This is a genomic window from Sandarakinorhabdus sp., from assembly GCF_031422795.1.
Taxonomy (GTDB): Bacteria; Pseudomonadota; Alphaproteobacteria; order Sphingomonadales; family Sphingomonadaceae; genus Sandarakinorhabdus.
Genome location: NZ_JANPML010000107.1, coordinates 1 through 13,922, shown reverse-complemented (window position 1 = coordinate 13,922; position 13,922 = coordinate 1). Strand labels below are relative to the sequence as shown.

Here is a 13,922-nt window from a genome sequence, read left to right as displayed (position 1 = left end):
GAAGATGGTCGCGAGCGAAGCGCCGCGCGCACGACGCGAAAGCCGTGAAGAACGCAGCGCCGACGGTACAGGCAACGCGGCGCGAAAGGGGTGCGGCGCCGAGCAAGAGGGACCAAGCGCGAGGCTTGCAAGGAGGCGTTTCAGGGGATACCCCGAAGCCGCCATGAAATTCGGATTGTTCGGTATCAACTTCGGGGCCTGCGCGGGCGGTTTTTACCTGAGCGTCGTGACCCAGCGCCGAGAAGGGTGATTTGACGATGCGTTCCGACACGCCCTTGTTGGAAAGATTGGCGATATCATAGGCGACAAAACCGCCCTTGCCTTCGGCAACATAGAGATATTCGCCGCGGTTCTGGATGCAGCGCACTTCGCCCGACGCGCCTTGGGTGATGTTACGTATTTCCTCGGTCGGGTTGGTTTCGCCCGAGAGTTTCTTGTCGAAGATGCGGCCGCGGTTCCAGTTGATCAGCTCGCGCTTGTTCTGTTCGACATGCAGTTTCCAGAAATCCGGATAGGCATAACGGTGCAGGTAACTTCCGAACACCGCCTGCGGTTCGCCAAATTCGGTCACCCGCACCGCTTCGACGGCACGGTCCAACCCGAAGAAGGCGTGCATGCCGACGAAGTTGATGAAGTTGGTGCCCTGCAGGGTCAGCTGCGCCAGCACGGCGTTGTTGTCGTCTTCATCGCTCACATGGCAATCGGTGCAGGTCTTGGTTTCCTGGGTGCGCACCGTGTGCGGGAAGTGCGGCGCAAAGGCCTGGCTGGAGAAGCCCGACGCCGCGACCGGCGTCTGTTGCACATAGATGCGCTCACGGTTGATATTGGTGGAGGTGAGGATCAGGGCCGAGCTTGAACGGATCGGCGCGATGATGCCGCCCTTCGTCGTCTGGTGGCGGCCCAGCTGGAAGATCTCGTCGCGCGCCACCTGCGGGTTGTAGGTGGCATAGTTGCGGGTCTCCTGCTCCTCGTATTTCGCGGTCTTGGATTTCCAGTTGGCTTCGATCGGCAAATGGCAGCCGCCGCAGCTGGTGGTCCAGCTGGTGTGGCAGGCAAAGCAGGCCATATTGTCGTCCTTGTGCGCCCGTTCGCCCACGCCGGGGCCGAAATTCATCTTGCCGCCCGTGGCCGCGATCGTGCCCATCAGCTTGGCGCGCGCCGCCTTGGCGTTGAAATCAGGGTGGGCACGGTTGACGCTGTCCTTCACCAGCTTGACGCGCCAGACCAGGCTGGGGTCACTGGCCGAGCGCTGCACCAGCACACGGCGGCCGGCAGCATCCTGGCTCCATTCAAAGCGCAGCCGGCCATCGGGGTTGCGGATGATCGAAAGATCAGTGCCGGCCGGCGGCGCGGCAAGGTTGGAGGACTTCAGCGACGGATAGGCATCGGCGGTGCCGTGGCAATCCTTGCAACCGATTTCCACGCTGTTGGCGACTTCGCCGTGGATGAAGCCATTGCCATGGGCATCCTGGGCGAAGTGGCAATCGGCACACTGCATGCCCACTTCGGTGTGGATATCCATCAGGTGGACGGCCTTGCCGGCCTGGCCGGGGCCGGGCACGGCGGCGGGCTTGGTGAACTGCGGGTTGCCGGCCTTGCGGAATTTTTCCGGATCGTTCGGATCGACGATGTGGGCGGCATCGGTGCCCCATGTCGCCATGTTGCCGCCGGCATCGAGCAGATTGCCTTCGCGGTCACGCTTGTAGACGGCGCGGAAATTCCAGCCATGGCCGTGATAATCGGCGAACTGGGTATCCTTCATCTTGTCGTTGCGGTCATTCACGGTGCGCAGGAAATCCAGATCGCTCCACGAACCATGCGCGGCAGCCGCTTCCGGGTTGCGTTCGTTGGTTTCGCGCACTTCGGCGGCGGTCGGGTAACGCTGCTGCTTGAACAGGCGGGTATATTCCGCATCGCTCATGCCCGGCGGCTTGGGATAGGGATTGTCCTTGCCCGGCCACATCTGCGGCGCATCGCTTTCATAGTCCCACATCGTGTAGCCATAGTAGGTGTTCACGAACATGTTGGGCTGGTGCATGTGGCAATTCATGCACAGGCTGGACGGCATGGCGCGGGTGAAGCTGTGCTTGATCGGGTGGCCGCCTTCAGTCTTGTTGATGGTCGGATCGGCGGTTTGCGTCTGCCCGTCACGGCCGGCGGCGGCATACACGCTACTGTGCCGCACTTCGCGATCATTGGCATAAACGATGTGGCAGGAACCGCAGCCCGAGGTGCGATAATCGCCGGGCTGATCATTGGTGCCCATGAACCAGGTGAAAGGATCATTCAGGCGGGTCTTGTGGATGTTGATAACCGGCACGGCGATGCGCAGACCGGTGCCGGGGCCGCGGTTGGACTGGCGGATATCGGGGCGGCCCGGCTCTTCTAAGCGCTGGATGGAACCCAGCGAGTTGGGCAGGCCGATTTCCGGAAACGTGGGATTGATGTTGCGTCCGCCGCGTTCGAACACGCGGAAAAAGTCGCCGGGCGGGATGACCTGCCAAGCCGGCAGCGGGGCCAGGAACGGCAGAGCGCCGCGCGCCTTTTCCGCGTCAGACAAGACACCAACACCGCGACCACCAGCACCGGGACTGAACATCAGGCCGGGCAGGCTGTTGTCGTGGTGAGCGGCTGCACCATGGCCGGCCTTTTCGCCGTGGCCTGCGGTTTCGCCATGCTTCACGCCAACTTCACCATGGCCCGACGCGTCGCCGTTCCACGCGCCCAGCATGGCGCCGGCCTGACCGGGGCGATAATAGGCCTCGCCCAGCACGTAATTCTTGTACGGCAAGATGCCGTTGTTATAGGCCGCGCCGCCGAACAGCATGGCGCCGGTTGCCATCAGGCTGCGTTCGGCCCGCTCGATGATTTCAAGGTGGCAGGCGCCGCAGGCATCGCGTGAGGCGCGATAGTCCGACGGATTGACGAAGCGCACGAACTCCGGGGATTCGCGGTTGAGCAGCGTGTAGCTGCGCTTGGGATTGGCGGAAGACGGGAAATGCCAGGCTTCCGGGAAGGTTGGCAGCACATGGGCATCATCGCGCAGCTTGATGTAATTGGCGTCGGTCGCCGCCAGCCCGCCCGGCGCGACAATCTTGGCATCGCCGCCGTGGCAATCGGTGCAGCCCAGCACCACCGATTTGGGCGCGTGCATCGTCGCTTCGTCGCTGGCGGTGTGGCAGCTGATGCAGCCGGCGGATTTCGCCGCGGCCAGTTCCGGCGTCTGCCATTTCGGCGCCGGGCCGGCGTGTACCCGCGTATAATCGCGCGCCACCGGCTTTTCGCCTTCCGATGCGCCAAGAGAGATACCCATGCCGACCAGCGGCACCAGAGCGAGAAGAAGAAGGCGCTTCAACATGTCAATAAGCCAGCACAGCGTTGAACAGCACAGAGTAATATGACCCGGTGCGCGGGGCGTTGGTGAACAGGTCCTTGAAGCCGTCGCCGGGCTTCAGCAGTGCGCCCGACAGGCGGAACACCAGATTCTGGTTGAAGTGCGGGCGATAGGTCGCTGCCGTCGACAGATCCCAGCCGATGTCCTTGGGGATGGAGCCTTCCACGCGCAGCGCCTGCAGCGTGGCGGTGGTGGCAAACCACAAATGGTTCACATTGCCGCTGAACCTGAGTTCGGGCAGCACATCGAAATCGGCGCCGGCACCCAGCAACATGGTGCCGGGGTTGGTGAAATTGGCCTGACCCTGCTCCTTGGAAGAACGTAGATCGTTCAGGATGCCGTTGCGACTGTTGACCGAGATGGCACGGCCGCCACCGGCAAAGGGGATGGTCTGCCGGATCCAGTAACTGGTGTCGGAACCGGCGAACTGCGGGTTTTCAAAGATCGCCGAATAGCCGCTGTCCGTATCGTCAAACGGATTGGAATCGCCGCTGGCAAACAGCGCCGAACCGCGCACCCGCACCCAGCCGCGATCATAGCTTGGTTCGAACGCAGCAAACCAGCTGCTGATCTTCGCGCGCCGATCGGTGAAGATGTTGTTGCGGTTGCTGCCGGTGGCATAGGTGCCGCTGAAAGTGAGGTTCAGCCGGCCGATATGGCCATCGGCGTTGTAGCCCAGATACACGACATCATAGCTGCGCCCGCGCAAGGTGCCGAGCAGCGCCGGGCGGACCGGGAAGCCGTTGGTATCGACCTGCACATCATTGCGCTCGCGATTGGCGTTCCACGTCACGCTGATCTGGCTGGTCATCCCCGGCAGCGGCAGATCCTGCCGATAGAGATTGGCGACCAGCACATAATCCTTGCGCGGGCTGCGCAGCACGGCGTTCAGGCCCGAATTTGAATCCTTCTCCAGCCGCCAGAAGGCCGCAAGGTTGTATTGGAAGCGGTTGTTGTCGCGGTTGCCGAACAGGCGGATGCCGAGCTGGTTATCCTGAAACAGGAAGCCGCGGAAATCGCTGGAAAAGGGCTGGATGCCGATGCGGATCGAATCGAAATCGTACCGGTCCGACGTGTTCCTGAGGTGATAATCGAGGAACAATTCCTGCACGCCAACAAACGCATCGGTGCGCAAGGACCGTTTTGACGGCAGCACGGACAACACCCGGCGTTCCGTCACGTCGACATGGTTCATGTTGAACGCGATGGCGGCGCGAATTTCATATTCGGGCGGCTTGAAGGCGGTGCTGCCCTTGGTGAGCGCCGCGCCCAGGATGAAGGTCTGCGCAAACACTTCGCTATACTGGCGGCCAAACACGTCGTTGTTGCCCGGCCGCTCGGTCGTCTGCACGCCCACTGGGGTGGGAAAACTGCGCGGTTCGGCCAGCGTGTCGGAAATCGCCGTCAGCTGCACGAACAGATCGTGGGTGCCGCAGATCGGCCGATCACCCTTCAGCGTGTTCTGATTATACGGGTCTTTCCAGTTGGATTTCACCAGCCCCAGCGTCTCGATCAGGCGCCAGCGATCGGGCACCGGCAGATGATCGCTGGGGAAATCACCCTGTTTCGGCCAGGCGACAGCGCCCTGATTGGCCTGCACCACCGGATCCCACGTTTGCGGACCGCCAAACCCCGGCACGCGCCGGCCTTCCAGCGGCGCGGCATTCGGGTCAGTCGGGCCCGCTTCGGGTTCGCCGGGCAGGCGCTCCTTGGGCGGGGCGACCTTGGCATAGCAGTCAAACCATTTGCCAAACGGCTTGGCGATGACCGGCGAAGCTGTGGCCAGCAGCGGGATGAGCAGCAGCGCCCGCATCTGAGCGCGCGTCTGCGTCACTTCAGGCCCCGAACCCGGCCGGCAACCTGCGCCAGCGTCGCCCGGAACGCCGCCGGATCCCAGCGATTGGCGTCACGGGCCTGCGCATAGGCACGATCAAGGTCAGGCCGCAGCGCCATCGCCGCACCCCGATCAACCTGGCCCGACGTCACCAGCGCCGAAAGCAAGGTGTCCGCCGCCATCACCGCCTGCGCGCCGCCCTGATAATCGGTGTAGGCCGCCGCATTGCCAACCAGCACGGCATCGATCAGCGCAAAGGTCTGCGCCCGATCAAAACTGGTGCCGGCAAAGCGCCTGGCCAGCGTTGCCGCCGTCGCCTTCAGCGCCGCCGCTGCCTTCATGGCCCCAGCCCGATCGCCGCCCAGTGCCGCGTGGAAGGCGCGGCTCTGGCTGTCGAAGCTGCGTGCCACATCAGGCGCAGCGATGCGCGCGGCGGCGGCCAGCATGATCATCTGTTCATCGTTCCACACCGGCTGGCCCGGCGAAATCGGCCGCCAGCCGTTGGTGCGCGCCACGATCTGCGCCGCCGGATCGTCACTGAACGTGCGGTGGCAGCTGCGGCAATCGTAGAAGTAATAATCCGGGCCATTGAGGCGGCCCGAAGCGGCGGGCAGCAGCGACAGCGCCCGTTCCACGGCCATCGCCTGACCCACAGCCCAGGTCTTCACGCCGCCAGCGACAGGCTTGCGGGCCGCATAGTCGGCATCTTCGTCGTGGTGGCGTTGCAGCGAAGTGAACAGGTCAAGCTCGAAGGCGATGCGCGGGTGGCCGGCAGCCATGATGCGGTGGAACACGAATTGGCCCGGCTTGTCCGAACCGAAATGGCAATCCAGGCAGACGCCGGCCTTTACCGCCGGATCGTTCACAGCCCACATGCCCTTGGCAACATTGTCGGCGTGGGCCGCATTCACACTGGCATGGCTGGCCAGCCAACGGTCGGAACCGCCGTGGCACGCCTCGCAGCCAACGCCATCGGATTGCTGCCATTTCGGCCCGCGCACCGGCGCCGGATCGCCGTGGCAGCTGGTGCATTCCTTGGACGCAGCGACGTTGGCGATGCCCAGCCGCCGCCCGATGGCCTGGGCGCGCGGATCGTTCAGCACTTTCCAGGCCCGGCTGTGCACGCCGGTCAGGCTGGACGGGTCAGACCAGCTCATCACCTCGTTCTGGCGCACGCGCGGACCGGTAGCCTCCTGGCGGCCATGGCAGGTGGAACCGGCGCAGCTGGCGACGCCCTGATGCACGGCCCGATCAACCGGAGCGGCGGAAACGACGGATTCGGTGACCCCGAAGGCAAAAATAGCCGCAACGATCACGACTCGCAGCCATTGGCAGGCGATGCCCACCCATGTTGCAATCGTGCGGCTGTTCCCCGTTGCTAGCGGCTGCACTGTTCATTCCCCCCGGTGCGTTTCAGGGTAGCAAACTGCTGACAACATGCAAGCAATTGTCGTGTATCGCAGCGCAATATGACGCTATCTTCAAATTCTGGCCAAAGCCCATTGCAGCGCCGCGCCGGCTGTGATTACTTCCCTATTGATTTGAAGGAGTGAGCGCGGAAATCTCCGCATCGGCCCAGCAGAGGTCAGCCGCTCCTGCCATGATCTGGGGAGTGACCGATGGACCTGCACGCCAGCCTAGCCGCCGTTTCCGTTCGATCGATGGGCGATGCCCGCAAGGCCGCCGAAGCCATGCGCGACATTGTTCTGGAGCGCACTGGCCTTTACGTCATCGCGGTCGACAATATCGCGTCCAAGGCACCGATGGAGGATATCGACGGCAATATCCTGGCCGCCGATGTGTTCGGCTGGACCGGCGAGAACGAGCATTGGTGGAAGGACTCAAAGCTCGCCCTGTCATCGCCGCTGCCGCGCGCCTGCCGCTATGAATCCGAAGTGTTCTGGGCCAACGCCACCGGCTTTTTCACCCGCCAGCCCAACCCCTATCTCGACGAGATGAGCCTGGACAATTTCGAGAAGCGGGCGCTGACCAAGGCCGCCATCGTGGTGCCGGTGCATCTGCCCTTTGGCCAGATCGGCGCTGTCTGCTTGGTGTCCCGCGATGCCAGCCGCACCGATCTTTCGGCCGAATATGAACAATGGGCCGATATCCTGGCGCTGATGTCGCATCGGTTCCTCGCTGGCTATGTGAAGGCGCACCGCACGCGGCGCTGGCTGCCGACCGATTGCCAGCTCACCAAACGCGAAGTGGAATGCCTGCGCTGGGCCAGCATCGGCAAGACCGACAAGGAAATCAGCCTGATCCTGTCGCGCAGCCACGCCACCGTGCGGTTCCATATCCAGAACGCCGGCGAAAAATTGAACGCCGTCAACCGCAGCCAGACCATCTTCAAGGCCGCCCAGCTCGGCTATCTTGGCGCCGCAGCCTGATTCTTCGTTCATGGCGCGTGAAGCCGCCGCCCGCTATGGCGGTGGCATGAAGAAACTTGTTCTCTCCGCCCTGTTGCTCGCCGCGCCGGCCAATGCCACCAGTTTGGCCCCCATAACTTTGGCCGATGTGGCCGTGTCGCTGAAAGGCACCACCAGCCTGTCGGCCGATTTCACCCAGGCCGGCGCCGATGGCCGTGTGCTGGCAGGTAAATTGTGGCTGGCCCGCCCGGGCAAGGTGCGATTTCAGTACAACACGGCAAAGATGCTGCTGGTTGCCAATGGCCGCACGCTGTCGTTCATCGATTACGAGGTTCGCCAGGTCAGCCAGTGGCCGGTGCGGCGCACACCGCTGCAGATCCTGCTGGCCGCCGAACCCGATCTTGCCCCCATCGCCCGCATCACCGCCGATACGCCCGACGGCGTGGAAGTCGCCGCCCGCGATCCCAAGCGGCCGGAATTCGGCACGCTTTCCATCCGGTTCGTGCGGGCAGCCGGCGCGCCCGGTGGCCTGGCTTTGTCCGGGTGGACGGCTCTGGACGCGCAGGGCGGTCGCAGCGAGGTCCGGCTGACCAATGTGCGCTATGGTGCCAGCATGGCCGGCGTGTCGTTCGGCTTTGCTGATCCGCGCCGCGATGGGCCCCGATAAACCTGAATCTCAAGCTGAACGCAGATTGCAATTCCTGTTCAGCTTGGGGCAAGGTCGAATCGATCATAACGGTTTCATCAGGCGGTTGTTGCTGCTGGGTTTGCCCCCTGTTGACCGGCAGTGACAAGGATCCAAACACCCCGCCTGGTTGCGTGACGAGCGCAGACAAGACCCCTGGCACCACGCCCCCGGTGCCAGGGGTCAACTGTTTTCTGGACAGGTGACGAAGCCCGCCGCTTCGCCTAAACGCTGCCTATGTCTCTCCGTATCGCCACCTGGAATATCAACAGCGTTCGCGCCCGCGCCGACATCGTCGAGCAGTTTCTGCGCGATCATCAGCCCGATGTGCTGTGCCTGCAGGAAACCAAGGTCGCCAACGACGTTTTCCCGCACGCCCTGTTCGAACAGCTCGGCTACACCCACCGCATCCTGAACGGCCAGCGCATGCACCATGGCGTTGCCACCATCGCGCGCGTGCCGCTGGACGGCGCCTGGCGGTACGACTGGCAGGACAATGGCGAGGCCCGCCACATCGGCGTGCGCCTGCCCGGCGGCGTGCTGCTGGAAAACGTGTACGTGCCCGCCGGCGGCGACGTGCCCGACCGCGAGGTGAACCCGAAATTCGGCCAGAAAATGGATTTCATCGAGCGCATGACCCGCTGGTCGGAAGGGCTGAAGGAACCCGCCGTCATCGTCGGCGATTTCAACGTCGCGCCGCTGGAATGCGATGTGTGGAACCACAAGGCGCTGCTGGATGTCGTCAGCCACACGCCGATGGAAGTCGACGCGCTGAACGGCCTGCAGCAGAGCCACGACTGGGTTGATCTTGGCCGCCACTTCAACCCGGCGCCGGAGAAATTCTTCACCTGGTGGAGCTATCGCAACATCGATTGGCGCCTTTCGGATCGTGGCCGCCGGCTCGATCACATCTGGGCCTCGCCCAGTGTCGCCAAACAGGCCACCGGTTTCGAAGCCATCAGGGACGCCCGCGACTGGGGCAAGCCGTCTGACCATATCCCGCAGATCGTGACGCTCGACCTGTGAGCATCGCGGCCAATTATCTGGCCGAAGCCGCAAGCGACGCCCTGCGCCGTGGCCGCGCGATCGGTGTGGGCAGCCTCGCCATCTTGTCGGCCGAACTCGCCGATGCCGACACGCTGGCCGGGCTCGAAAGCCAAGCCCGCGCCGGCCTGATCATCACCGCGCGCCGCGCTGCCGTGCTCAACCTCGCCAACCAGATCGCCGCCGCCGCTCCCGATCCGGAACCGGTGTGGGTTGACCGGCCGGACTGGCTCGATCTGCCCGGCAGCCGCGCGGTGGCCGATCCGGTGCTCGATCTCGCCACGCCTTTCAAGGGCCCGTTCCGCACCCGCGCCCTGGCCAGCGATACCGCGTCGGCGCGTGCCGCCATCGCACTGGTCAAGCACGCCGGGCTGATCCCCGCCGTCTATGCCGTGCCGCTGGCCGGGGCGGACGTGGCGGTGACTTGCCCTTCCGAAGCCGCACTGGCCCTGCCGGCGTCTGTGGCCCGCGTTCACATCTCTGCCCGAGCCCGCCTGCCGTTGGCCAGCGCCGAAAACACCGAGGTGGTTGCCTTTCGCCCCGACGATGGTGGCCCGGAACATCTGGCGCTCGTTATCGGTGATCCCAACCTCACCCAGCCGGTGCTGGCCCGGCTGCACAGTTCCTGCCTCACCGGCGATGTGCTGAGCAGCCTGAAATGCGATTGCGGCCCGCAGCTCCACACCGCGCTGGCCGCCATCGCAGCCAATGAAGGCGGCGGTATCCTGCTGTATCTGCAACAGGAAGGCCGCGGCATCGGCCTGCTCAACAAATTGCGCGCCTATGCCCTGCAGGATCAGGGCTGGGACACCGTCGACGCCAACACCCGCCTCGGCTTCGAACCCGACGAGCGTGACTTTTCTCTGGCCGCCGCCATGTTCAAGGCCCTCGGTGTTTCCAGCGTGTCATTGATGACCAACAACCCGCTGAAGGTGGACGGCCTCGCTGCCCACGGCTTCACCGTTGCCCGTGTCGCCCACGACATGCCGCCCAACCCGCACAACGCCGCCTATCTCGCTACCAAGCGCGACCGGCAGGGCCACTTGCTGTGACCATCTTCCGCGCCAACCCTGCCACCGGCACGGTCAGCGCATTCGGCGAAACCCACGCCGCCAGCTTCGGCAAGGGCGGTTTCTGCGCGGGCGCCGACAAACGCGAAGGCGACGGCAAGACCCCGCTTGGGCTGTGGCCCATCCGCGCCGCGCTCCTGCGCCCCGACCGCCTGCCCGCACCGCACACCGCCCTCCCTTGGCGCTGGCTGCGCCCGTGGGACGGCTGGAGTGATGGCGCCGCCGACCCGGCCTACAACCGCCCCGTCACCATCCCGCACCCCCATAGCCACGAAGCCCTGTGGCGCGGCAATCACGCCTACGACATCATCCTGGTGCTGGCCCACAACGATGCGCCGCCCATCCCCGGCCTTGGCAGCGCCATCTTCTGGCACGTTCGCCAACCCGATGACCGCCCGACCGAAGGATGCGTGGCGATGAAACGGGATGTGCTGACGCGCTGGCTGGAGGCGATGGCGCCGGGTGATTCCGTGGCGATTTCGGCGGAGTAAAAAGGCGGCCTCCAAGGGCACCCATCGAAACTGTGTTTCGATGGGACCCGCCGCGGGCAGGGGCTGAGCCCCAGCACCCACTTTCGTTTTTTAGCAGCGCAGCGACAAAGCGCCTGTGCTCAGATGTCGTTTGCGACGCGGCGGTTACCATTATATGACGCAACGATGACAGTGTTGACCGAATCGATCCGTCCACCCTCCAAGATGTTGTGGGCTGCAGAACTGCCGCGTGCTGCCTGGACCGTGATGAACCTGCCACGCCACAAAAGCCTGCTGCGCAACGAACATCGGGGTGACGGCCGCCCGGTGATGCTGCTGCCTGGCCTGATGCAAGGGGAACGGGCGTTCTTCCCGCTGCAACGCTTCCTGCGGAAGCGTGGCTACCAGGCGAATAGCTGGGGTTTGGGCCGCAACTTTGGCGCGCGGACGACCGGCGCGCAGGCCGAACAGCTGATCGAACGCCTTGAAGCGATTGCGGCCACAAACGGCCCGGTGACACTCATCGGCGTCAGCCTTGGCGGCATGATGGCGCGGCTGGTCGCGCAACGCCGGCCCGATCTGGTGCGCGAAGTCATCACCATCAGCTCGCCGTTCGCCGGCAGTGGAAAGTCCACCAATGTCTGGCGGTTCTTCGAGTGGCTCACCGGAGAACGGCTCGATGATCCGGCGGTGGCCGCCCGCAGCGCCGAAATCGCCGCTCCCCTCTCCGTGCCCAACACCGCCATCTGGAGCCAGTCCGACGGGTTGGTCGCCGGCCAGATCTGCCGCGACAGCCACGGCCAATCGATCGAAATCAGCAGCAGCCACCTCGGCGTCCAGCTGCGTGCCGACGTTTTCCTCGCGGTCGCGGGCGTCCTCGAAGGCGGTTGAGCAAAGGCCTTTTCGTGCCGGGGGGCCTGCTCGGGGCGCGGAGGCGATTTCAGCGGATTGAAAAAGGGCCTGCGGCGGGCAAGGGCTGAGCCCCTGCACCCACTTCCGATTTTGGGTGCGCTGGCTGAGAGAGTGTCCGCTTGCGACCCGCTGGCGGACAATGGTGATCAAAAGCGCGGATTAGAGTTGCGCTGGTCCTTGGGAGGCGGGGCAACGACATCCCAATGCTCCACGATCTTGCACTCTTTGAGGCGGAAAATGTCCGCAATCGCGTACGCCGGCGCTCCCTCCGCCGGAGTGAACCGGGCATGCAAGAAAACGAGATCGCCTTCGGCAATCGTTCGCAACACATCCCAACGGGGCTGTGGTACCTCAGCAATCAGCTCCTCAAGAAAGGTTGCAGCCGCTTCGCGCGTGCCTTGCGGCACATCGGGTTTATGTTCGACAAAGCCAGGCGCCATGTATCGCTCGAAAGCGTAGCGAGGCTGACGTCCGATCAGGCCCTCCGTGTAAAACGCCAGCACAACGCGACGGTTCGAGGCGGGTGAGCCGTCGCAACCATGGGCAGCTTGAGCGGTGCCAACGGAATGGGTTGCGCAGCCACCCAGGAACATCATTGCCGCCGCGACCGCAAACTTGTGACCTGCCATTTATACCCCTCGCCCATTCGGCGGAAGCCTAGCACTGGAATGTCTGATTTTCACCCCACAGCTGCCGATGCGCGCCGCCCGAAAACAAAAATGGGTGCAGGGGCTTAGCCCCTGCCCGCCGAAAGCTCCTCTTATCTCAACGCCTCATCATACCAGGCCGCCACGTCGTCCCGCATCTTGGCCAGCTCGCTTTCGGCCAGATAGATCATGTGGCCCGACTGGTAATAGGTGAACTTGATGTTCCGGTTCAGTTCTGCGGGCAGCAGCATGTGGCTGGCGTCGAATTCGGCGCCGTAGAACGGCGTCGCCATGTCGTAATAGCCGTTCAGGAACAGGACTTTGAGTTTCTGGTTCGCGCGCATCGTGTAGGCGAGATCAACCGCGGTGTTGGGGGTCGTCTGCGGGCCGCCGCGCGGTGGGCGGTGCGACCAGTCCCAGTTCCAGCCCGGTTCGCGGGCGGAGAGTTTGTAGGGCAGCTCGGTTTTCACGCCGAGGATCTTCACTGCATAGTCGTGGAAGGCGCTGACGTATGCGCCGGTGATGGCGGTGGAGGCGGGGTCTTCATCCGGCTGCGCGGCATTGGCGTCGGTGGGCAGCAGCGTGTAGCGCGCGTCGAGGCGGCCAATCGAAAGGCCGCGCGGGCGCAGCAGTTCGGTCATGAAATGCTGCAGGTCGACCCGCAGATTGGCGCGCTTGAGGAAATCGAGCGGCAGCCCGGTGTAGGCGTTCATCTGGCGCGCGATGGCGTCCTTTTCAGCCTCCGAAATGCTGCTGCCCTTGGCCAGGGCAGCGGCATAGGGCCCGGACACAAAGCCGCGCACTTCGTTCACAAACGCATCAAGATCAGCCGGCTTCTGGCCGGGCAGCGTACCGTGATACCAGGCCGTCGCCGCATAGCCGGGGAACAGCACCATGTGATTCTGATCATAGCCGGGCTGGCGGACGCCATAGTTCATGATGGTGGAGAGCAGCGCGACGCCGGTCAGCGACATGCCGCGATCTTCCATCATCGCCGCCACCGCGCCGGAACGCAGCGTGCCATAGGATTCGCCGAACAGGAATTTCGGCGATTTCCAACGGTTGTTCTTGGCGACATAGCGCATGATCGCGCGGGTGAAGGCATCGGCATCCTGATCGACACCGTTGAAATCCTTACCGGTCTTTTCGCCCAGTGGCCGCGACCAGCCGGCCCCCATGGCATCGATGAAGACGATATCGGTCTTGTCGAGCAGGCTCCAAGGGTTCTGGGTGACGCTGTACTGATCGGGGGTCACATAGACCGGCTTGTCGGTCTTCACGCGCACCGGGCCGAAGCTGCCCATGTGCAGCCAGATCGTCGCCGAACCCGGCCCGCCATTGTAGAAGAAGGTGACGGGCCGCCCAGAACCTGCTGAACCTTCGCCAGTGGTGTAGGCGGTGTAGAAAATGCTGCCGGTGGGCTTGGCGTTGTCGTCACGGATGGTCAGCGTGCCGGCGGTGGCGGTGTAGGCGACGGGTTTGCCCTTGATGCTGACG

General features: G+C 64.0%; 11 protein-coding genes. 6 read left to right on the top strand and 5 right to left on the bottom strand.

All coding sequences use genetic code 11. The annotated features are described in order from the left end of the window. The 3 genes from RMO81_RS04085 to RMO81_RS04075 form a co-directional block, all read right to left on the bottom strand. Nucleotides 1-3,358, bottom strand: a 3,358-nt coding sequence (locus RMO81_RS04085) for a hypothetical protein (RefSeq protein ID WP_310474470.1), incomplete at its 3' end; no start/stop codon positions are given. A gap of 1 nt (nt 3,359) precedes the next feature. Beyond that, nucleotides 3,360-5,207: a hypothetical protein gene (locus RMO81_RS04080; protein ID WP_310474472.1), complete on the bottom strand. Its 1,848-nt coding sequence runs from the start codon at nt 5,205-5,207 to the stop codon at nt 3,360-3,362. A 17-nt stretch (nt 5,208-5,224) separates the two neighbouring features. Further along, nucleotides 5,225-6,544: a multiheme c-type cytochrome gene (locus tag RMO81_RS04075; RefSeq protein ID WP_310474469.1), complete on the bottom strand. Its 1,320-nt coding sequence runs from the start codon at nt 6,542-6,544 to the stop codon at nt 5,225-5,227. Between the two features lie 303 nt (nt 6,545-6,847). On the opposite strand from RMO81_RS04075, the gene RMO81_RS04070 reads away from it, so the two are divergent. From RMO81_RS04070 to RMO81_RS04045, 6 genes are all read left to right on the top strand, one after another. Next, nucleotides 6,848-7,618, top strand: coding sequence for a helix-turn-helix transcriptional regulator (locus tag RMO81_RS04070; RefSeq protein ID WP_310474468.1), 771 nt, complete (start codon nt 6,848-6,850; stop codon nt 7,616-7,618). A gap of 10 nt (nt 7,619-7,628) precedes the next feature. Then, nucleotides 7,629-8,264 carry an outer membrane lipoprotein carrier protein LolA gene (locus RMO81_RS04065; protein WP_310474467.1) on the top strand — a complete coding sequence of 212 codons (636 nt, stop codon included), beginning with the start codon at nt 7,629-7,631 and terminating at the stop codon, nt 8,262-8,264. Between the two features lie 255 nt (nt 8,265-8,519). Further along, complete coding sequence (locus RMO81_RS04060; RefSeq protein ID WP_409049578.1) at nt 8,520-9,308, top strand: exodeoxyribonuclease III; 789 nt, start codon at nt 8,520-8,522, stop codon at nt 9,306-9,308. Then, nucleotides 9,305-10,378, top strand: a complete 1,074-nt coding sequence (gene ribA / locus RMO81_RS04055) for a GTP cyclohydrolase II (protein ID WP_310474466.1) — start codon at nt 9,305-9,307, stop codon at nt 10,376-10,378. Before RMO81_RS04060 ends, ribA begins: the two co-directional genes overlap by 4 nt. Beyond that, nucleotides 10,375-10,887, top strand: a complete 513-nt coding sequence (locus RMO81_RS04050; RefSeq protein ID WP_310474465.1) for a L,D-transpeptidase family protein — start codon at nt 10,375-10,377, stop codon at nt 10,885-10,887. The genes ribA and RMO81_RS04050 overlap by 4 nt, the downstream gene beginning before the upstream one ends. Nucleotides 10,888-11,052: 165 nt before the next feature. Then, a complete protein-coding gene (locus RMO81_RS04045) occupies nt 11,053-11,757 on the top strand; it encodes an alpha/beta fold hydrolase (RefSeq protein ID WP_310474464.1) in 705 nt (234 codons plus the stop codon). Between the two features lie 167 nt (nt 11,758-11,924). On the opposite strand, the gene RMO81_RS04040 is transcribed toward RMO81_RS04045, so the two are convergent. After that, the gene (locus RMO81_RS04040; protein WP_310474463.1) at nt 11,925-12,407 is read right to left on the bottom strand and encodes a nuclear transport factor 2 family protein; all 483 of its coding nucleotides are present in this window, start codon (nt 12,405-12,407) and stop codon (nt 11,925-11,927) included. Nucleotides 12,408-12,538: 131 nt separating this feature from the next. Beyond that, the coding region (locus tag RMO81_RS04035) for a S10 family serine carboxypeptidase-like protein (RefSeq protein ID WP_310474462.1) at nt 12,539-13,922 on the bottom strand (1,384 nt) is incomplete at its 5' end.

Coding starts and splice junctions, on each gene's coding strand:
- RMO81_RS04080 (WP_310474472.1), bottom strand. CDS start 5,207: ATGCGGGCGCTGCTGCTCATCCCGCTGCTGGCCACAGCTTCGCCGGTC.
- RMO81_RS04065 (WP_310474467.1), top strand. CDS start 7,629: ATGGCGCGTGAAGCCGCCGCCCGCTATGGCGGTGGCATGAAGAAACTT.
- RMO81_RS04060 (WP_409049578.1), top strand. CDS start 8,520: ATGTCTCTCCGTATCGCCACCTGGAATATCAACAGCGTTCGCGCCCGC.
- RMO81_RS04045 (WP_310474464.1), top strand. CDS start 11,053: ATGACAGTGTTGACCGAATCGATCCGTCCACCCTCCAAGATGTTGTGG.
- RMO81_RS04040 (WP_310474463.1), bottom strand. CDS start 12,407: ATGGCAGGTCACAAGTTTGCGGTCGCGGCGGCAATGATGTTCCTGGGT.
- RMO81_RS04070 (WP_310474468.1), top strand. CDS start 6,848: ATGGACCTGCACGCCAGCCTAGCCGCCGTTTCCGTTCGATCGATGGGC.